Source organism: Kutzneria kofuensis, from assembly GCF_014203355.1.
Taxonomy (GTDB): domain Bacteria; phylum Actinomycetota; class Actinomycetes; order Mycobacteriales; family Pseudonocardiaceae; genus Kutzneria; species Kutzneria kofuensis.
Map to the genome: position 1 here is coordinate 805,201 of NZ_JACHIR010000001.1, position 17,847 is coordinate 823,047.

At 70.4% G+C, this 17,847-nt stretch carries 19 protein-coding genes and 2 pseudogenes; 8 read left to right on the top strand and 13 right to left on the bottom strand.

Going from position 1 to position 17,847, the window contains the following annotated elements:
* Positions 1–14: 14 nt before the first annotated feature.
* The gene (locus tag BJ998_RS03580) at positions 15–815 is read left to right on the top strand and encodes an alpha/beta fold hydrolase (RefSeq protein WP_184858445.1); all 801 of its coding nucleotides are present in this window, start codon (positions 15–17) and stop codon (positions 813–815) included.
* Positions 816–881: 66 nt separating this feature from the next.
* The gene (locus BJ998_RS03585; RefSeq protein ID WP_312889904.1) at positions 882–1,331 is read left to right on the top strand and encodes an ATP-binding protein; all 450 of its coding nucleotides are present in this window, start codon (positions 882–884) and stop codon (positions 1,329–1,331) included.
* 90 nt (positions 1,332–1,421) lie between these two features.
* Here the strand turns inward: BJ998_RS03585 and BJ998_RS03590 are convergent, their stop codons facing one another.
* The 3 genes from BJ998_RS03590 to BJ998_RS03600 form a co-directional block, all read right to left on the bottom strand.
* Positions 1,422–2,213, bottom strand: a complete 792-nt coding sequence (locus tag BJ998_RS03590) for an SGNH/GDSL hydrolase family protein (RefSeq protein WP_184858447.1) — start codon at positions 2,211–2,213, stop codon at positions 1,422–1,424.
* Between the two features lie 95 nt (positions 2,214–2,308).
* Complete coding sequence (locus tag BJ998_RS03595) at positions 2,309–3,217, bottom strand: acetamidase/formamidase family protein (RefSeq protein WP_184858449.1); 909 nt, start codon at positions 3,215–3,217, stop codon at positions 2,309–2,311.
* Between the two features lie 87 nt (positions 3,218–3,304).
* Positions 3,305–4,438: a glycosyltransferase gene (locus tag BJ998_RS03600; RefSeq protein WP_184858451.1), complete on the bottom strand. Its 1,134-nt coding sequence runs from the start codon at positions 4,436–4,438 to the stop codon at positions 3,305–3,307.
* 68 nt (positions 4,439–4,506) lie between these two features.
* Between BJ998_RS03600 and BJ998_RS03605 the strand changes: the two genes are divergently transcribed.
* Entirely contained in the window at positions 4,507–5,352 is an 846-nt protein-coding gene (locus BJ998_RS03605) for a GNAT family N-acetyltransferase (protein WP_184858453.1), read from the top strand.
* On the opposite strand, the gene BJ998_RS03610 is transcribed toward BJ998_RS03605, so the two are convergent.
* A complete protein-coding gene (locus tag BJ998_RS03610) occupies positions 5,338–6,837 on the bottom strand; it encodes a DUF4419 domain-containing protein (RefSeq protein WP_184858455.1) in 1,500 nt (499 codons plus the stop codon). The two genes, BJ998_RS03605 and BJ998_RS03610, sit on opposite strands and share 15 nt — an antisense overlap.
* A gap of 82 nt (positions 6,838–6,919) precedes the next feature.
* On the opposite strand from BJ998_RS03610, the gene BJ998_RS03615 reads away from it, so the two are divergent.
* Positions 6,920–7,669 (top strand): alpha/beta fold hydrolase, encoded by a 750-nt coding sequence (locus BJ998_RS03615; RefSeq protein WP_184858457.1) that lies wholly within the window; start codon positions 6,920–6,922, stop codon positions 7,667–7,669.
* Here the strand turns inward: BJ998_RS03615 and BJ998_RS03620 are convergent.
* The 4 genes and pseudogenes from BJ998_RS03620 to BJ998_RS03635 all read right to left on the bottom strand — a co-directional run bounded on the left by BJ998_RS03620 (position 7,666) and on the right by BJ998_RS03635 (position 10,267).
* Positions 7,666–8,657: pseudogene (locus tag BJ998_RS03620) on the bottom strand (IS481 family transposase). The gene BJ998_RS03615 and the pseudogene BJ998_RS03620 sit on opposite strands and share 4 nt — an antisense overlap.
* 119 nt (positions 8,658–8,776) lie before the next feature.
* Positions 8,777–9,142 carry an Hsp15 family ribosome-associated heat shock protein gene (locus BJ998_RS03625; RefSeq protein WP_184858459.1) on the bottom strand — a complete coding sequence of 122 codons (366 nt, stop codon included), beginning with the start codon at positions 9,140–9,142 and terminating at the stop codon, positions 8,777–8,779.
* Positions 9,143–9,174: 32 nt separating this feature from the next.
* Entirely contained in the window at positions 9,175–9,804 is a 630-nt protein-coding gene (locus BJ998_RS03630) for a DUF899 family protein (RefSeq protein ID WP_184858461.1), read from the bottom strand.
* Positions 9,805–9,946: 142 nt separating this feature from the next.
* Positions 9,947–10,267, bottom strand: a complete 321-nt coding sequence (locus tag BJ998_RS03635; RefSeq protein ID WP_184858463.1) for a DUF6939 family protein — start codon at positions 10,265–10,267, stop codon at positions 9,947–9,949.
* Between the two features lie 36 nt (positions 10,268–10,303).
* Between BJ998_RS03635 and BJ998_RS03640 the strand changes: the two genes are divergently transcribed.
* The 4 genes and pseudogenes from BJ998_RS03640 to BJ998_RS03655 all read left to right on the top strand — a co-directional run bounded on the left by BJ998_RS03640 (position 10,304) and on the right by BJ998_RS03655 (position 13,754).
* A complete protein-coding gene (locus BJ998_RS03640; RefSeq protein WP_184858465.1) occupies positions 10,304–10,474 on the top strand; it encodes a hypothetical protein in 171 nt (56 codons plus the stop codon).
* Positions 10,468–10,695, top strand: coding sequence for a helix-turn-helix transcriptional regulator (locus BJ998_RS03645; RefSeq protein WP_184858467.1), 228 nt, complete (start codon positions 10,468–10,470; stop codon positions 10,693–10,695). The genes BJ998_RS03640 and BJ998_RS03645 overlap by 7 nt, the downstream gene beginning before the upstream one ends.
* Positions 10,696–10,790: 95 nt before the next feature.
* Positions 10,791–12,067 (top strand): annotated as a pseudogene (locus BJ998_RS49740) (NAD(P)-dependent alcohol dehydrogenase).
* A 403-nt stretch (positions 12,068–12,470) separates the two neighbouring features.
* Positions 12,471–13,754, top strand: coding sequence for a sensor histidine kinase (locus BJ998_RS03655; protein ID WP_246488508.1), 1,284 nt, complete (start codon positions 12,471–12,473; stop codon positions 13,752–13,754).
* Between the two features lie 265 nt (positions 13,755–14,019).
* On the opposite strand, the gene BJ998_RS03660 is transcribed toward BJ998_RS03655, so the two are convergent.
* The 5 genes from BJ998_RS03660 to gap all read right to left on the bottom strand — a co-directional run bounded on the left by BJ998_RS03660 (position 14,020) and on the right by gap (position 17,818).
* Positions 14,020–14,367, bottom strand: a complete 348-nt coding sequence (locus tag BJ998_RS03660) for an RNA polymerase-binding protein RbpA (RefSeq protein WP_184858469.1) — start codon at positions 14,365–14,367, stop codon at positions 14,020–14,022.
* Between the two features lie 58 nt (positions 14,368–14,425).
* Positions 14,426–14,662 (bottom strand): preprotein translocase subunit SecG, encoded by a 237-nt coding sequence (gene secG, locus BJ998_RS03665; protein WP_184858471.1) that lies wholly within the window; start codon positions 14,660–14,662, stop codon positions 14,426–14,428.
* A 143-nt stretch (positions 14,663–14,805) separates the two neighbouring features.
* On the bottom strand, positions 14,806–15,591 hold the full coding sequence (gene tpiA / locus BJ998_RS03670) for a triose-phosphate isomerase (RefSeq protein WP_184858473.1): 786 nt from the start codon (positions 15,589–15,591) through the stop codon (positions 14,806–14,808).
* 2 nt (positions 15,592–15,593) lie between these two features.
* Positions 15,594–16,799, bottom strand: a complete 1,206-nt coding sequence (locus BJ998_RS03675) for a phosphoglycerate kinase (protein ID WP_184858475.1) — start codon at positions 16,797–16,799, stop codon at positions 15,594–15,596.
* 14 nt (positions 16,800–16,813) lie between these two features.
* Positions 16,814–17,818 carry a type I glyceraldehyde-3-phosphate dehydrogenase gene (gene gap / locus BJ998_RS03680; RefSeq protein WP_184858476.1) on the bottom strand — a complete coding sequence of 335 codons (1,005 nt, stop codon included), beginning with the start codon at positions 17,816–17,818 and terminating at the stop codon, positions 16,814–16,816.
* Positions 17,819–17,847: the final 29 nt, after the last annotated feature.

Sequence of the window (17,847 nt, forward strand, 5' to 3'; positions counted from 1 at the left end):
TAGGCTCCCGTCGCATGGAGACCGACCTCGCCCTCGCCGACGGCCGCACCCTGCACGTGTACGACACGGGCTCCGGCGTTCCGGTCTTCTGGCATCACGGCACCCCGCAGGTCGGCGCCGTCCCCGCTCCTTTGCTTGCGCTGCCGGGCATTCGCTGGCTGTCGTATGACCGTCCCGGCTACGGCGGCTCCACCGCTTCGCCCGGCCGCACCATCGGCTCCGCCGCCTCCGATGTCGCCGCGATCGCCGATTCCCTTGGCATTTCCCGGTTTTCCGTGCTCGGCCACTCCGGCGGCGGCAACCATGCCTTCGCCTGCGCGGCGTTGCTGCCCGACCGGGTCGTCCGCTGCGTGACGGCCGGCGCCATCGCCCCGTTCGAGCCGGCCGGTCTGGACTGGTGGGCCGGCATGGTCGCCCCCGACGAGCTGCACGCCTCCGTGGCCGGCCGGGACGCGCTCGCCGCGCAACTCGCCTCGGCCCCGTTCGACGAGAACTCCTTCACCCCCGCCGATCATGCCGCCGTCTCCGGCGCATGGGCCGACCTCGGCCGCAACTCCGCCCTGGCCACCGCCAACGGCCTCGACGGCCTGATCGACGACGACCTCGCCTACGTGTCCCCGTGGGGCTTCGACCCCGGGGAGATCCGCTGCCCGGCGCTGCTTCTACACGGAGTCGAGGACCGCGTGATCCCCTTTTCCCACGCCGAATGGCTCGCCCGCCACCTACCCGACGCCACCCTCCGTCCGTCCTCTTCGGACGGTCACATCTCCGCCCTGGACCGCGTTCTCGACGTGGTTGAATTCCTGCATGGCTAAGACCGCCCTGCTGGTGATGTTCCCTCAGCAGGCCGACGTCCTCACCGTCGCCGAGTGGACCGGGGCGTGACCAAGGTTCTCGTCACCGGCATGTCCGGCACCGGCAAGTCCTCCGCGCTGCGGGCCCTCGCGGCGCGGGGACACCGGACCGTCGACACCGACTCCTCCCGCTGGAGCCGCTGGGAGGGCACCGACTGGATCTGGCGCGAGGAAGCCGTGTCCGCCCTGCTCCAGGTCGAGGGCCCCGTGTTCGTCTCCGGCTGCAAGTCCAACCAGGGCCGCTTCTATCCCCTCTTCGACCACATCGTGCTGCTCAGCGCCCCCGCGCACGTCCTGCTGGCCCGCATCGCCGCCCGCACCGACAACCCCTACGGCAAGTCCCCCGCCGAACGGGCCGAGATCCTCGCCAACCTGGCCGCAGTCGAACCCCTGCTCCGCGCCACCTGCACCCTGGAGATCGACACCACCGCGCCCCTGGCCGACGTCGTGCGCCAGCTGGAGAACCTCGTCGGCTGAGGCTCTGGAAGGGTTCGACGCCGTCAAGCTCGACCCGATCGTCCCCTGAGGACGGTGGAGGGCAGCGGACCGCCCTCCACCGCAAGGGAATCAGCCGGTGATCGCGGTCAGCGCGCTGTAGTAGCCGCGGTGCCCGTTGGCGGTCGGGTGGTAGGACTCGTTGAGCTTGTCCCACTGCAGGCTGGTCAGCCACACCGAGTTGCCGGAGCAGATCTCGTGGCCGGTGAACACGGCGGGAGCGTCGACGAACCGGAAGCCGGCGTTGGCCGCTGCGGTCTGGATGAGGCCGTCGAGCACGTCGGCGGCGTTGTTCAGGGCGGTCCGCTTGGTGTCGCTGAGCCCGAAGAGGCAGTTGCCGCCGATCTTGTACATCCGCGGGTAGCCCATCACCACGACCTGCGCCGACGGCGCCTTCGCCCGAATCCCGCTGTACAGGCCGGCGAGCGAGCCCGGCAGCACGGAGCGGCCGGTGTCGATCGCGGTGGTGACGGCGTTGGTGCACGTGGAATCCGGCAGGTTGAGAATGCACGTTTCCAGCACGCTGACGAAGCCGACGTCGTTGCCGCCGACCTGCACGGTGACGAGCGAGGTGTCCGGCGTCAGGCCGGCCGCCGCCTGATTGACGACGTCGGCGACCTCCGCGCCGGAGCAGGACTCCTCGACGTACGTGGTGGACGGGTGCGCGGCGGCCCACAACCTGCTGTACGCCAGCGGCCCGCGTCGACACGCGTCGTTGGGGTCGTCGTAGGTGTAGGTGCCGACACCGACGGCGTACGAGTCGCCGAGGGCGACGTATCTGCCGGGAGCCGTGGGGGCGGCGGCGGCTGTGGCGGGCAACAGGATCGCGATCGCAGGGACGAGCAGCAGTGCCAGACGGCGCATTGATGTCTCCGTTGTCGAAGGCATAGCGGACGATGCTGACGCGATCACTACGAGTAGCAGTTCGAACGTGACTCCGGTAGGCCCGCCGGTATCGTTCACCCGCCGGTCAGCGCGCCGTCGGGCAGGACCGCGTGCACACCCCACGTCGTGTTGGCCACCTGGGTGATCCGCAGGTCCACCACCGGGCTGGCCAGCGCAAGGGCCGTCGCCCGGTCGACGCCGTACCGCGCCTCCATCCAGTCCAGCATGGCCGACAGCGCCTGCGCCGACGCCTCGTTCAGGTCGGCGTCGAAGCCGAAGGTCACCCGGCCGGCCGGTGTGATCGCGTGCGCCGTCCGGATCGGGGGCTCCGACACGAGATCCAGCACCAGCCGCGTGGTCATGCCGCACTCGACCGCCGTCCCGCACACCTCGCCGTCGCCCTGCGCCCCGTGGCCGTCGCCCAGGCACAGCAACGCCTCTGGCACTGTGATCGGCAGGTACAGCGTCGAGCCCGCGACCAGCTCACGGCAGTCGATGTTGCCGCCGCAGGGCCGGGGCGGGGTCGTCGAGTGCTCTCCCGGCTCGTCCGGCGGCAGCCCGATCACGCCGAGGAACGGCGCCAGCCGCACCCCGAACCCGAGGTTGTTGACCGCATTACCGTCCGCGATGTCCCAGTGCAGCCACGCCATGTCGCCCGGAAACACTTTGAGCCGCCGGTTGAGCGGGGTGTCGCGCCCCACCGACACCGTGTAGCCCCAGTTGTCCGGCTGGAGCGACTCCAGGCGGACCGCCAGCATCATCCCCGGCTCCGCCCCGCGCACCGCGATCGGCCCCGTCAGGCAGTGTCCCCGAGCGTCGGGAATCAGCTTCGGGCCGTGCACATCGTCGCCCAGGTGCCCGGATGCGTTGAGGCTGCGCACAATCAGCGTGTCGCCCGGATCCACCGTCAGCACCGGCGGCCGGTCGCGGTCGAAGACGTCGGTGACGGTGTCGGCGCTCGGATCAAGTCGATGTTCGGCCACCAGGCCATCCTGCCTCGTTCGGGCGGCACGGTCAGGTGGAATATTCGTCGCCCCAGGGTGCCTGGAGCCCGAACCGTCGCGGTGCCCCTAGATCACTGACCGGCACACCATGACCGGGTCCGCCACGTCGGCGACGGTCTTCGCGGCATCGCCGGCAGCGGCCCTGAAGGTTGGATCGCCAAGCACCCGTGCCACCGCGTCCCGGATGGCATCCACTGCCGGCGGCCGGACGACGACAGCGCTCCCCTGCCGGGCGGCGCGGTTCGCCAGCTCCCACTGGTCGCCGCCGCCCGGCACGGCGACGACCGGCACGCCGGCGAGCAAAGCCTTGGCCAGCAAGCCATGCCCGGCGCCACACACCACAACGGACGCCTGGCGCAGCAGGTCGTCCTGACCGCCGGCGCCGGCACGGGCCCAGGCGGGCAGGTCGTTGGGCGGTTGGAACGCGGAGACAGCGGCCCGCACACCCAGCCCGTCAAGCGCGGCAAGGGTTGTGGACAACATGTCGGCAGCGCCGCCCGTCGCGGTGGACGGCGCGATCATCACCAGCGGTTCGGCGCCGGGCGGCGGCGTGAGGCCGACTGGTATCGGATCCCACAGCAGCGGCCCGACCACGTGGGCCTCCCTGGGCCAGTCCGGGCGAGGAACCTCCAGCGCCGGCAATGTGGCGATCAATCGCGCGGCCGGGCCGGGATCCGTTGCCGGCAAACCGATTCCGGCGCGGGCGGTGGCGCGTTGTCGGTGGCCCTGTCGCAGGGAGCGGGCCGTGGCGAGACGGAGCACGGCGTCGCGCAGGCGACCGCGAACGCCGACGCCGGGGGCGAGACCCGTGCCGATCGGCGGCAGGCCGCGCGACGGCAGATAGAGCGGGTGCGGTGACAACTCGACCCACGGCAGCCCGGACAGCTCGGCGGCCATGCCGCCGCAGGTCGCCAACACGTCCGACACGACGAGGTCGGGGCGGATCTCCTTGAGGGTCGGCACGAGCTGGCGGGCCAACTCCGCCGCACGCTCGTACAGCCAACGCCCGATGTCGGCCTCGTGCCGCAGTGCCAGCCATTCGAGCGGCGGCACCTCGACCCCGGCCGCCACCGCGGCGTCGCGCCAGCCGTCGGCGCTGAGCAGCACCGGCTCGTCGCCGGCCGCCGCGAACCGCAGGCACAGCGCGACCGCGGGGAAGACGTGACCGGCATCCGGCCCCGCAACGACGGCCACTCGCACGTGCAGCAGACTCCCACACGAAAACCGGTTGCCGCGCGGCCACTCCGGTCACGAGACTGCCAGCCACCATGACAATTCGGACACCACTGTTCTGCGGCACCGCCCTGGCCGAGCGCATCGAACGCGTCGAGGCGCACTTCATGGCCAAGGCCGCCGAGGCGGCCCGCGTCCGCCGCGGCGACCAGGTCGGCTTCGCCCGTGAGATCGCCGGCGGCATCGCCACCTACGCCGAGCCCGACTCCCCGTTCAACAAGGTCGCCGGCCTCGGCTTCGCCGGCACGCCGACCGCCGACGAACTGACCCAGGTCGAGAAGGCCTTCCACGAGCTCGACGCCCCCGTCCAGGTCGAACTGTCGAACCTGGCCGCCCCGGCCGTCGGTGAACTGCTCACCGACCACGGCTACCGGCTGGCCGGCTACGAGAACGTGCTCGGCATGGCCCTGGACGACCTGCCCGCGTTCGAGCCGCCGCCCGGCATCGAGATCCGGCCCTGCCGCGACGACGAGTCCCAGCTGGTGGTGGACATCCTGGTCGAGTCGGTCCGCACCCCCGACACCGAGGGCGCCGCCGCGGCCGAGGACTTCCCGGCCGACGCCCTGGCCAACGCCCTCCGCGACATGGACGCCGCCGGCACCCGGCGCTACCTCGCTCTGATCGACGGCGTCCCGGTCGGCTCCGGCGCCTTGCGCATCGCCGAGGGCATCGCCTACTTCGCCGGCACCGCCACCACCGTCCAACACCGCCGGCGCGGCGTGCAGACCGCCCTGATCGCCACCCGCCTGGCCGAGGCCAAAGCCGCCGGCTGCGACATCGCCACCGTCACCACCGGCCCCGGCACCAAGTCCCAGCAGAACGTCCAACGCCGTGGCTTCGACCTGCTCTACACCCGCGCGCTGCTGCTAAAGACCCCCTGAGTCCAGGTCGGCCAGCCGCCCGATCTCCAACCGAGCGGGGTCCTCGCCGTCGAGGATGACGTCCAGCACCATCGCCAGCGAAGTGCCCAGCACCGGCACCTCGCTGCGGCGCCCGGCCAGCTGCCACCGGTTGGGCCGCTCGTCCTCGGTGTCCGGCTCGAACCGGCACAACACCCAGTGGAAGTCCTCGTCGCCGACCGCCACTGCGACGGTCCGTCCGTCGGCGAGTTCGACCACGCCCTCTAGTCGTCGCTGGTCCGGCTTGCCGAACGCCTTGCGCTGGTCCGCCGCCGGCACGATCCGCGCCGCGCCGTCGAGCAGGCTCGCCGAGCCGATCCGCCGGTAGAGCTCCATCACCTCGGCGGACGCGGCCCAGTGAATAACCTCGACGGGCTCGGTGGCCTCGTGATCGCGGATGATCCGATCGAGCACAGACGTGATCTGGGCTGTCGCCTCGGTGAGATGCCAGCCGGCGATCGGCCGCAGCGCCCCGTTGTCGTCCTGGGCGACGCCGACCAGGCCCGCGTGCAGTGCCACCGACCAGTTCCGCCCGGTGAACCGGTCGTTGATCCACACCAACGCCCGGGACAGTGTGGCCGGCACCTGGTCACTCCGGATCGCCGGGCACTCGACGCCGCCCCGTGCGGTGACACGGACGTCACTCGGTTCGCCGATCGGCAGCGCCAGTAGCGGATTCGGATTGTCGGCGACGCCGCCGTCCTTCAGATACGGATAGAACCGCGCGGCCCAGCCGGTGATCACTTCGCCGCCGTAGGCGTCGGACGGGTTGTAGATGCGCTGCCAGAAGGCGGTGTCGGCCCGACCGCTCGCGGCCCGGACGAACTCGTCCGCGATCGGCACGAGCGACCGGCGCCACTGCTCCAGGCCGAACTCCGGCAGCCGGTCCACCCTCGACCGGATCTTGCGCCAGTCCTCGACGGTCCCGGTCAGCGTGATCGACGGGATGCCGCAGATGCACAGCAGCCAGTACGAGAAGTACGGCGAGTAGCCGTCGAGCATCACCACCCTTCCTGCGGTCCGCTCCACCTTCGTGCTGGTGGTGAAGTCGCATTCGAACAGATCGGCGCCTACCGCCCTGCTCGCGATCTGCTTGCCGAACTGCTCGACAATGTCGTGCCACGAGTCCGCGTCGGCCGGCGCCGGCCCGTAGACCTCCACGGTCAACGCCTCTCGGCCGGCGTGCCCGACCAGCTTGGACCGCAGCTCCTCCGCGTTGAGGCGGATGTGCTGGGCCACGCCCTGGGCGATGGTCAGCCACACCGCGTCCGGCGACAGCACCAGCGGCCGGTGGTCGACGAAGGCCCGGGCGACCGCGCCCAGCAACGGATGCACCCCGTCCGGCTCGATCAACGGCGTGTCCGGGTCACCGCCCAGCGCCAGCACGTCGCCGTAGACCTCGGCTAGCGGCCGCGTGGGTAGGGGCGCGGCCGCGGGGGTCACGTCGTCGACGCGGAAAGTCGTCACGAGAAGACCTTAGGGTCGTGTCGATTCCGGTGGCGGCCGTTCGACGCACTGGTGAAGACACCGGAGCACGAGAGGAACCTCCATGGGCTACGCGGACGTGAACGGCCTGCACATGTACTACGAGCGGCACGGCGAGGCCGGCACGCCGCTGGTGCTGCTGCACGGCGGGATGCTGACGATCGACCTGAACTTCGCGAACCTGATCCCCACGCTGGCCCGCGACCACCAGGTGATCGGCGTGGAGCTGCAGGGCCACGGCCGCACCGCCGACATCGACCGGGCGATCACCCCGGCCGCGCTGGCGGGCGACGTGGTGGCGCTGCTGGACCACCTCGGCATCGAGCGGGCACACGTGCTCGGGCACAGCATGGGCGGCGCCGTCGCGCTGGAGCTGGCCGTCAGCCACCCGGACCGGGTGCGCTCGGTGGTCCCGATCTCGGCGAGCGTCCGGCCGGACGGCATGCACGAGGACCTGCTGGACCCGTCCAGGCACGCCACCTCCACCCGGCTGCCGACGCAGCAGGACTTCACCGACTTCCGGGAGGCCTACCAGCGGCTGTCCCCGCACCCGGAGCACTTCGACGAGTTCCTGGCCACGATGTCCGCCTCCGCCGCTGACCTGAAGGGCTGGAGCGACGAGCAGCTGGCCGGCATCACCGCACCGACCCTGCTGGTGATGGGCGACCACGACTTCGTCACCATCGAGCACGGCGCGCTGATGAAGCGGCTGATCCCCGGCTCGCACCTGGCGGTGCTGCCGAACACCACGCACATGACCGTGACCCTGCGGTCCGAGCTGCTGCTGCCGGTGCTGGCCGACTTCCTGGACTAGATGTATTGACCGGAGAGGTTGGTCAACCTGCTGATCGGTGGGTGGCCTCCGATGGCGGTGTGGATGCGGTGATGGTTGTACTGGTGTAGCCATGCCGGCAAGGCTTTGCGTCGGGCCTGCTCGCCGGGGTAGTGGCGGGCGAAGGCCCATTCCTGGGCGAGCGTGCGGTTGAAGCGTTCGACCTTGCCGTTGGTCTGCGGCCGGTAAGGACGCGTGTGTTTGGGGCGGATGCCCAGCTCGGCGCAGGCCTCGCGCCAGAGTTTGCCGCGGTAGCAGGAGCCGTTGTCGGTCAGCACCCGTACTGGTCGGACTCCGCGTGCGGCGAACCAGGCGACCGCTCGTCGTAGGACAGCGGCCGCGGTGGCGGCGGTCTCGTCGTTGTGGATCTCGGCGTAGGCCACGCGGCTGTGGTCGTCGAGCACGACGTGCACGAACCCGTGGCCGAGTTTGGGGTTGTAGTGGGCGTTGCGGGCGGTGCCGGGGGTGGCGGATCGGTTGTGTTTGCCTTGGACCCGGCCGACGAACCGCCAGCCGCCGCCGTCGGGGATGTTGCCCAGTTTCTTGACGTCGGCGTGCAGCAGGTCACCGGGCGCGGGGTGCTCGTAGCGGCGGATCGGTTCCCCGGTGCGGCGGTCCAGCGTGGAGAGGCGGTTGATCCGACACCGCCGCAGGATCTGGTGGGCGGTCGAGGGGCGATGCCGACCATGCGGGCGATCGCGACTGGGCCGAGCCGGTGGCGCCACCGCAGGTGCACGACCGTGCGTACGACCGGTGCCGGGGTTCGTCGGGGGCTGTGGTGGGGCCGGCTGGAGCGGTCGTTCATGCCGGCGTGGCCCGCGGTCAGGTATCGGTCGGCCCAGCGTTTGGCGGTGGGCCAGGAGACCGCGAACCGCTCGGCGGCGCGGGCGATCGGCCAGCCCTGCTCGACGATGAGTTGGGCCAGGCGTAGCCGGGCGCGCGGGGTCAGCGCTGCGTTAGCGTGGGACACGAAGACCTCCCGGTCGTGGTCGGATGCCGTCAGACAGCTCCACACCACCCGGGAGGTCTTCCCGGATCAAGATCAGTCAGATCGTGTCGTCACACAACCAACGTCCCCGGTCAATACAACTAGAACTGGCCGAACCGGAACTTGTCCAGCACGCGCCGCTCCCGCTTGGTGGGCCGGCCGGCGCCCCGCTCACGGCGGGCGACCGGGATGGCGGCCTCCGGCGGGGGCGCGGGCGTGCGGTCGATGAAGCAGGTCGCGGCGTCCGCGGCGCCAACCCGCTTCTGGATCACCCGCACCACCTCGACGACCCGGGTGCGGTCGCCGACCCGGGCGCGTACCTCGTCGCCCGGCGACACCACGGTCGCCGGCTTCGCCGGCTTGTCGTTCACGCGCACGTGTCCGCCCCGGCAGGCCGCGGCGGCGTCCGGACGGGTCTTGGTCAGCCGGACCGCCCACAGCCAGCGGTCCACTCGGGTGGACTCCACCTCCCCACTATGTCATCGGTCCCCAACGGATTTCAGCCGTAGGTCGGGTGCTGCGGCCAGCCGGGCGGCGAGTCCTCCCAGTCCTGCTGGCGGCCGTACGGCACGAGGTCGAGGATGCTGTTGGTGAACACCAGTCGGTCCACACCCCGCTGGGTGGTGTTGTACGTGCGGTAGATGCGGTCCCCGTCGCGCAGGAACACGGTCAGCATGAAGCCGACCTCCGCGTCGGTGTCCGCCGCGAACGTGGTGCCGTGCGACGACGCGAACGGCACCGTCCAGCCCATCTTCTCCCAGTACGCCGCCATCTGCGTCAGCGGCATGTTCGACACCGTCACCCAGCTGACGTCGTTGTCCGCGAGCAGGCCGACGGCCGGCGACGGCACGTTGTTCGTGAACCACGTGCAGCCGGGACAGTAGGCGTCCGGCCCGTTGTCCATGAACTGGTAGACCGCCAGCTGCGGCTTGCCGTCGAACAGGTCGAGCAGCGACCTCTTGCCCGCCGGCGTGTCGAACTCGTAGGTGTCCGGGAACTCGACCATCGGCAGCCGGCGCCGGCGTGCCGCGATGGCGTCAAGGGCCCTGGTCGCTTCCTTCTCCGCGGCGAGCAGTTCGGCCCGGGCCTGCCGCCACTCCTCGATGGGGACGATCGGTGGTTTCTCCATGCGCCCGATTCAACACCAGCGACCGGACATTTTCCGGCGATCCGCAACCCACTGATCATCTTCGCCGCGGGACCGGGGCGGTCGAGCAGGAAAGTCCTTGCCGCACAACCGCTTCAGAAGTACCAGCGATCCGCAACCGGGGTCAGCCGTCCCATCGGCCGGTGAGGTATCGGGCGACCAGGGCGGCGTGCGACAACGGGGTGGCCAGGTTCGCGACGTCGCCGTTCGTGGTGTAGTCCACCAGCACCAACGGCCGTTCGGCCCCGAGTTCGCGCAGCTCGGCCAGCACGTCCTGCACGCGGTTGTCCAGCACCCAGCGATACGCCGGCAGGTAGATCCGCCGCCGCGTGGCCTCGTAGTCCAGCAGCCCACTGCCCCCGCAGGCCGTCGCGATGCCCGAGCACCGGCCCGAACTTGCGAACCGTCCTCTTCGATCCGCAATCCGAAGGACAGCCTGCGGCACCAGCGGGACCGGGAGATCGGACAGTTCGGGGACCGGGTGGGACAGTCGTTCGTGGTGGTCGGCGGGGCGCTGGCGATGTTTCTCGCGATGTTCCGCCTGGACCACTTCTGGATCGCCAACACGATCTACCTGGCCTTCACGCTGTCGGCGGTGCTGGGCTCGGTGGCGCGGATCGTGGGCTACCGGCGGGGGTTCCCGGCGTGGTGAAGCCGACGAGGGTGACGAATTCGATCCGGGCGCTGCGCTTCGCCAGGGGCGAGATGACGCAGGCGGAACTGGCCGACCGGATCGGCGTCACGAGGCAGACGGTGATCGCGATCGAGCAGGGCAGGTACTCGCCGTCGCTGGAGATGGCGTTCCAGATCGCCCGCGTGTTCGAGGTCCCGCTCGACAACGTTTTCCAGTACCCGGAAGGAGATTCCTCATGAGAGCCGTCATCCGTGACCCTTATGGCCCACTGGATGTGCTGCGATGACACGACATCGAGCACCCGGAGCCGGGCCCCGGCTAGGTGCTGATCCGCGTGCGGGCAGCCAGCGTCGACCCGAGCATCTGGCATCTCACCACCGGCGAGCCGTACCTGATCCGCCTGATGGGGTTCGGCTTGCGTAGACCGAAAAGACCGGTGCCGGGCCTCGATCTCGGCGGCATCGTCGAGGCAATCGGGCCCGGCGTCACAAACTTCCGGCCTGGCGACGAAGTTTTCGGCACGGCCGATGGCTCCTTCGCTGAGTATGTCAGCGTCAAGGCAACCCGGGTCGTTCGCAAGCCCGACAACGTGACCTTCGACCAGGCAGCGGCCGTCCCCGCGTCGGCATGCACTAGAGCGCATGTCGTCGGTGTCTGCAGCACCGCCAAGATCGAGCTGGTCCACGTCCTCGGCGCCGACGACGTCATCGACTACAAGCGCGAAGCCATCACCGGTCGCTACGACGTCATCATCGACACCGCCGGCGACCGGCCGCTTTCCCAGCTGCGCCACCACCTCACGCCTCGGGGCACCCTGATCATCGTCGGCGGCGAGGGCGGCGGCTGACGGGCCTGATGGCCACCGCCGAACGCACCGAGGACCTCCTCGAACTCCGCCGGCTCATCGAGGGCGGCACCGTCACGCCCGTGCTCGACCGCACCTTCCCGCTCGAGGAGGCCGTCGCCGCCATCACCTACGTGCGGGAAGGAGTGGGTCGCCCGCACCGACCACGGCCCGATCGCCGTGGCGGATCCGGACGGCAACGTGGAGAACCTGGCCCGGCCGTGGCGGCGTACCGCCCGCGCCGGCATCTACGAGCCACACCTCATCCGCAACGACCCCAGGAGCGAGCGAGGAGCGCGCCGGCTTCTGGTGGCGGAAGTCACCGGTTGATGGCAAGGCAGGCGGCAGCGCCGACCTCATCCGAGAATGGCGCCATGAGCAGCCCGCTGGCGGCGGCGATCGCCCACATCGAGACCGTGTTCGGCGGCTACCCGCAGCGGCCGGTGCTGGCGGGCTGCCCGCACTGCCGTGGCGACGTCCGGGTGGAGGACCACGACCTGTTCTCGTTGACGATCAGGCTCGGCAACACCGTCGGCACCGAGGACGACGTGAAGGCGCTGCTGCCGATGTTGCTCACCAGCCTCATCACCACTGGCGACCTCGACCCGGGCATCGTTCTCGGCAAGGTCTCGCCGAGCTGGCCGGCGGAGGAGCGCGAGGCCGTCGACCGGTTCCTCGACGCCGTGTGGCAGCAACTCCCGATCGGGGCGTTCTACGACGCGGAGACGTTCCTGGCAGCCGTGCCGAATCCGGAGCGGTTCAACTGACCCCGGTCCACCGAGCGGCACGGTTCCCGTGGTCGCCGGCGTGACCGTCGCGACGCCGACCGTGACCACGAACCCGGTCGACCGATCGCCGACCGGACCCCGGTCGGCCGGTCTTGGGCAACCGTCGAAGGTCTGGTCTTTTCGGTTAATCCTGAACACCGTTAACACGTAGCTCGACCCGCACTGCGCGTGACCAGCCGTGCTAGCCTGCCGGCAAAACCGCAGGTCAGGTATCACGTTGGGTGAGCGGACGGGTACCGGGCGTGTGCAGATGCACATAAGTTTCGGGTGCCGCGTCCCGAACGAGTGTTAGGACTGTCTAAGAGCACAAGACCAACTCGCCCTGCCCGAGGAGGACGGAGCCGTGCCGAACCGGCCGCGCCATGCCGTGAACGGTCCCGACATGCCCGAGGTCGGTGTGCCGACCCAGCGCGACAACGATGACAGGATCTGGACCGGCGAGCCGATGAGCGGCGAGCAGGCAGCCGACATCGTCAGCACCGTCATGCACCGCCGAGGGCCGGTCGCGGAGCTCCGCGACAAGGGCAACCGCTTCCTGCGACGCCACTCGGGGCCGCTCAGTGACCTCGGCGCCATCGCGCTGGCGCTGCTGGACGTCCTGCTGGTGTTCCCGAAGGACGCCGAGCTGTACTCGCACATCCTGTCCGGCGTGGCCTGCCTCGCGCTGGTGCTGCGCCGCCGCTACCCGTTCCTCGTGCTCCTGGCCACCGTGCCCGGCTACCTCGCCGGCTGGTCCCAGCTGGCCGGCATGATCGCGCTGTACTCGCTGGCCAAGAAGCGGGCCTGGAACTGGCAGACGATGGCCGGCGCGGTGCTGATGATGCTGTGCCGGTTCGTGGTGTGGCCGATCGACGACTTCCTCGGCCAGGACTGGCAGCACCAGCTGCTCAACCTGCTGTGGTCCGTCGTGGACGCCGGCATGCCGCTCGCGCTGGGGCTGCTCGTCACCACCCGCAAGGAGCTGGTCCGCCGGGTCACCGAGCTGGCCGCGACCCGCGAGCGCAAGCAGCAGCTGCAGGCCCAGGCCATCCGCGCCGAGGAGCGCACGCGGCTGGCGCGGGAGATGCACGACGTCGTGTCGCACCAGGTCACGCTCATCGCCATGCAGGCGGGTGCGCTGAAGATGACCGTGACGGACCCCGACTCGCGGGAGATCGCCAACACGATCCGGCGGCTGTCCACCAAGACGCTGGAGGAGCTGCGCCAGCTCGTCGGCGTGCTGCGCACCACCAGCGACGAGGACGACGGCCGCCCGGACCTGACCGACCTGCGCCGCCTGGTCTCCGACTGCGGCCTCGCGGTCACGCTCAACGTGGACGGCGACATCGAGACCATTCCGCGGCCGGTGTCCGCCGCCGCGTACCGGACCGTGCAAGAAGCACTGACCAATGTGGGAAAGCACGCCCCGTCGGCCGCCGTGTCCGTGCTCGTCCAGGTGGGCGAGGACGAACTGGAGGTGCGGGTGCGCAACGGACGGCCCCGAGGACAGCGGACCCCTGCCCTGCCCTCTGGCGGCCATGGCCTGGTCGGACTCACCGAGCGGGCCGAGCTGCTGGGAGGCAGCTGTCATGCCGAGCCGAGTCGGGACGGTGGGTTCGTGGTGACCTCACGGTTCCCGCTCGCCCTGCCCGGTGTGCCGGCGCCGCAGGCTCCCCAGCACGCGTAGAGGAGGGACGGACCGGAGGGGAGCCGGGCGCGGGCCTTCCCTCCTCCGACCCTCCGCGCAGCGAAGGCCGCCTTGCTCTCGGAAACGGGAGCAGGGCGGCCTTTGTTGTCAGGCGAAGAGGACCCCGCCTCCGCACCGAGTGCGAGGCCCAGCAGGGGCCGAGCCCCGCACGGAACGCGCGGAAAAAGCACAGAAAAGGCCGCCTTGCCCCGGTGGTCTGGGGCAAAGCGGCCGTTGTCGTATGTCGAATCCGCGTGCGCGGGGCCTAGAACTCGCCCTCACGCTGGGCCCGCAGCTTGGCCAGCGCCTCGGCCAGGATCGCCTCGCCGTCCGCGTCGGAGCGCCGCTCCTTCACGTACGCCAGATGCGTCTTGTACGGCTCGTTGCGCGGTGGCGCCGGCGGGGCCTGCTGGTCCCGACCCGCGGGAAGCCCGCAGCGCGGACAATCCCACGACTCCGGCTCCTCGGCCTCGAGGGCGAAGGACGGACGCGACTCGTGGCCATTGGCGCACCAGTACGACACCCGATGCCGGGGCGCGGACTCGCCGCGCTCCGACTCGCCCATCGGGCCCGATCCGACTCGGGTACCGCGGATCGCGTTACCGCCAGTCATCGACCCTCACACTCCCACAGGACGTGGTTGAACAACCCCAGTGACGGATGGCGGCGAATCAGCCGCCGAGCTTGGCCAGCAGCCCGATGCCGATGATGCTGATCACCCAGATCGCGGCGACGAACAGGGTGATCCGGTCCAGGTTCTTCTCCACGACGCTGGACCCGGACAGGCTCGACTGCATGCCGCCGCCGAACAGCGAGGACAGACCGCCGCCACGGCCGCGGTGCAGCAGCACCAGCAGGATCAGCAGCAGGCTGGCGACGATCAACAGGATCTGCAGGAACAGGTTCATCTCACCCTCGCTGTAAGGCGTATAGACGCTACAGGTTACCTGTTCCGGCCCCGGCTTCGGAGCACGGTCCGGAAAGGAACGGTCACGGAACGCGGATCGGGGCCCCGCCGGCAAGTGACAGGGCCCCGACCTGCGGCAACGATCTACGGCAGCGGACCGCCGGCCGCCAGCGCGCACAGCTTGGCGAACTCGTCGCCGTCGAGGCTGGCGCCGCCGACGAGGCCGCCGTCGATGTCGGGCTGCTTCACCAGGTCGGCGATGCTGCCGGACTTCACCGAGCCGCCGTAGAGCACGCGGACGGTGTCGGCGACCTCCTGGCCGTACTTGTCGGCCAGGGTGGACCGGATCGACGCGCACACCTCCTGCGCGTCGGACGGGGTGGCCACCTTGCCGGTGCCGATCGCCCACACCGGCTCGTAGGCGATCACCACCTTCGCCGCCTGCTCGGCCTTGAGGCCCTTCAGGCCGGCGATCAGCTGGGTGTTGCAGTGCGCCAGGTGGCCGTTGACCTCCCGGACCTCCAGCTTCTCGCCGACGCACAGGATCGGCGTGAGGCCGTGCTTGAGCGCGGCCTTGACCTTGCGGTTGACCAGCTCGTCGTCCTCGTGGTGGTACTCCCGGCGCTCGGAGTGCCCGACCACCACGTAGGTGCAGCCCAGCTTGGCCAGCTGCGCCCCGGACACGTCGCCGGTGTAGGCCCCGGAGTCGTGCGGGGACAGGTCCTGCGCGCCGTACTTGATCAGCAGCTTGTCCCCGTCGACCAGGGTCTGGACGCTGCGGATCGAGATGAACGGCGGCAGCACGGCCACCTCGACCTTGGCGAAGTACTTCTCCGGCAGCGAGAAGGCGATCTTCTGGGTGAGCGCGATGGCCTCGAGGTGGTTGAGGTTCATCTTCCAGTTGCCGGCGATCAGCGGAAGGCGTGCCATGGTCAGTCCTCCAACACCTTCACGCCGGGCAGCTCCTTGCCCTCCAGGTACTCCAGCGACGCGCCGCCGCCGGTGGAGATGTGCGAGAAGCCGTCCTCGGGCAGACCGAGCTGGCGCACGGCCGCGGCCGAGTCGCCGCCGCCGACCACGGTGAACGCGTCGGAGTCGACCAGCGCCTGGGCGACGGCACGGGTGCCGCCGGCGAACGCGGCGAACTCGAACACGCCCATCGGGCCGTTCCAGAACACCGTCTTCGCGTCGGCCAGCTTGCTCGCGAACAGCTCGCGGGTGGCCGGGCCGATGTCCAGGCCCTCCCGGTCGGCCGGGATGGCGTCGGTGGCCACGACCTCGTACGGCGCGTCCTCGGCGAAGTGCGTGGCGGCCAGCACGTCGACCGGCAGCACGAGCTCGACGCCGCGCATCTCGGCCTCGGCCAGGAAGCCCCTGACCTGGTCGAGCTGGTCTTCCTGCAGCAGCGACTTGCCGACCTCGTGGCCCTGGGCCTTGAGGAAGGTGTACGCCATGCCGCCGCCGACCAGCAGCCGGTCGACCTTGGTCAGCAGGTTGGCGATGACGCCGAGCTTGTCGGACACCTTCGCGCCGCCGAGCACGACCACGTACGGGCGGGCCGTGTCCTCGGTGAGCTTGCGCAGCACCTCGACCTCGGCCAGCACCAGGCCGCCGGCGAAGTGCGGCAGCTTGGCGGCCACGTCGTAGACGGAGGCCTGCTTGCGGTGCACGACACCGAAGCCGTCCGAGACGAAGGCGGCCTTGTCGCCGACCAGCGACACCAGGTCGTTGGCGAGCGCCTCGCGCTCGGCGGCGTCCTTGCTGGTCTCGCGCGGGTCGAAGCGGATGTTCTCCAGCAGCGCCAGGCCGCCGTCGGTGAGCGCGCCCACCACGGTCCGGGCCGACTCGCCGACGACGTCGGCGGCGAGCGCGACCTCGGCGCCCAGCAGCTCGCCCAGCCGGGCGGCGGCGGGGGCGAGCGAGAACTTCGGGTCCGGCTCGCCCTTGGGGCGACCCAGGTGGGCGGTGACGACGACCCGCGCGCCGGCCTCGGTGAGGCGCTTGGCGGTGGGCAGGAACGCCCGGATGCGGCCGTCGTCAGTGATCTTGTCGCCGTCCAGCGGGACGTTGAGGTCGGCACGCACCAGGACGTGCCGACCCTGGACGCCCTCGGCGAGCAAATCGTCGAGAGTCTTCACTTGCGGTTGCCCTCTCAGAGCTTCGAGGCGACCAGCGCGACCAGGTCCGCGAGGCGGTTGGAGTAGCCCCACTCGTTGTCGTACCAGCCGACGACCTTGACCTGGTTGCCGATGACCTTGGTCAGCGGCGCGTCGTAGATGCACGACGCCGGGTCGGTGACGATGTCCGAGGACACGATCGGGTCCTCGTTGTAGCGCAGGTACTTGGACAGCGCGCCCTCGGCGGCCGCCTTGTACGCGGCGTTGACCTCGTCCACGGTGACCTCGCGGCCGACGGTGACGGTCAGGTCGGTGGCCGAGCCGGTCGGCACCGGCACGCGCAGCGCGTAGCCGTCCAGCTTGCCCTTCAGCTCCGGCAGCACCAGGCCGATGGCCTTGGCCGCGCCGGTGGAGGTGGGCACGATGTTCAGCGCGGCGGCGCGGGCGCGGCGCAGGTCCTTGTGCGGCGCGTCCTGCAGGTTCTGGTCCTGCGTGTAGGCGTGGATGGTGGTCATCAGGCCACGCTCGATGGTGAACGCGTCGTGCAGCACCTTGGCCAGCGGGGCGAGGCAGTTGGTGGTGCAGGAGGCGTTCGAGATGACGGTCTGCGAGCCGTCGTACTGGTCGTCGTTGGCGCCGAGCACCACGGTCAGGTCCTCGCCCTTGGCCGGCGCGGAGATGATGACCTTCTTGGCGCCGCCCTCGTCCACGTGCTTGCGGGCGGCCGCGGCGTCGGTGAAGAAGCCGGTCGACTCGACCACGACGTCGACGCCGAGGTCCTTCCAGGGCAGCTTGCCCGGGTCGCGCTCGGCCAGCGCCTTGATGACCTTGCCGTCGACCTCGATGCCCTCGTCGTGCAGCGCCACCTCACCCGGGAAGCGGCCCAGGATGGAGTCGTACTTCAGCAGGTGCGCCATGGTCGCGACGTCACCCAGGTCGTTGAAGGCCACGATCTCGATGTCGTGCCCGCTGGCCTTGACCGCCCTGAAGAAGTTGCGGCCGATGCGGCCGAAGCCGTTGACACCTACGCGAACCGTCACGGTGTGTCTCCTCGAAACTCGAACCGGTC

What these genes read in the sequence shown, in the direction of transcription:
- BJ998_RS03580 (WP_184858445.1), top strand. Translation starts at nt 15, where the DNA reads ATGGAGACCGACCTCGCCCTCGCCGACGGCCGCACCCTGCACGTGTAC.
- BJ998_RS03590 (WP_184858447.1), bottom strand. Translation starts at nt 2,213, where the DNA reads ATGCGCCGTCTGGCACTGCTGCTCGTCCCTGCGATCGCGATCCTGTTG.
- BJ998_RS03605 (WP_184858453.1), top strand. Translation starts at nt 4,507, where the DNA reads ATGACAATTCGGACACCACTGTTCTGCGGCACCGCCCTGGCCGAGCGC.
- BJ998_RS03615 (WP_184858457.1), top strand. Translation starts at nt 6,920, where the DNA reads ATGGGCTACGCGGACGTGAACGGCCTGCACATGTACTACGAGCGGCAC.
- BJ998_RS03630 (WP_184858461.1), bottom strand. Translation starts at nt 9,804, where the DNA reads ATGGAGAAACCACCGATCGTCCCCATCGAGGAGTGGCGGCAGGCCCGG.
- BJ998_RS03655 (WP_246488508.1), top strand. Translation starts at nt 12,471, where the DNA reads ATGCCCGAGGTCGGTGTGCCGACCCAGCGCGACAACGATGACAGGATC.
- BJ998_RS03660 (WP_184858469.1), bottom strand. Translation starts at nt 14,367, where the DNA reads ATGACTGGCGGTAACGCGATCCGCGGTACCCGAGTCGGATCGGGCCCG.
- secG (WP_184858471.1), bottom strand. Translation starts at nt 14,662, where the DNA reads ATGAACCTGTTCCTGCAGATCCTGTTGATCGTCGCCAGCCTGCTGCTG.
- tpiA (WP_184858473.1), bottom strand. Translation starts at nt 15,591, where the DNA reads ATGGCACGCCTTCCGCTGATCGCCGGCAACTGGAAGATGAACCTCAAC.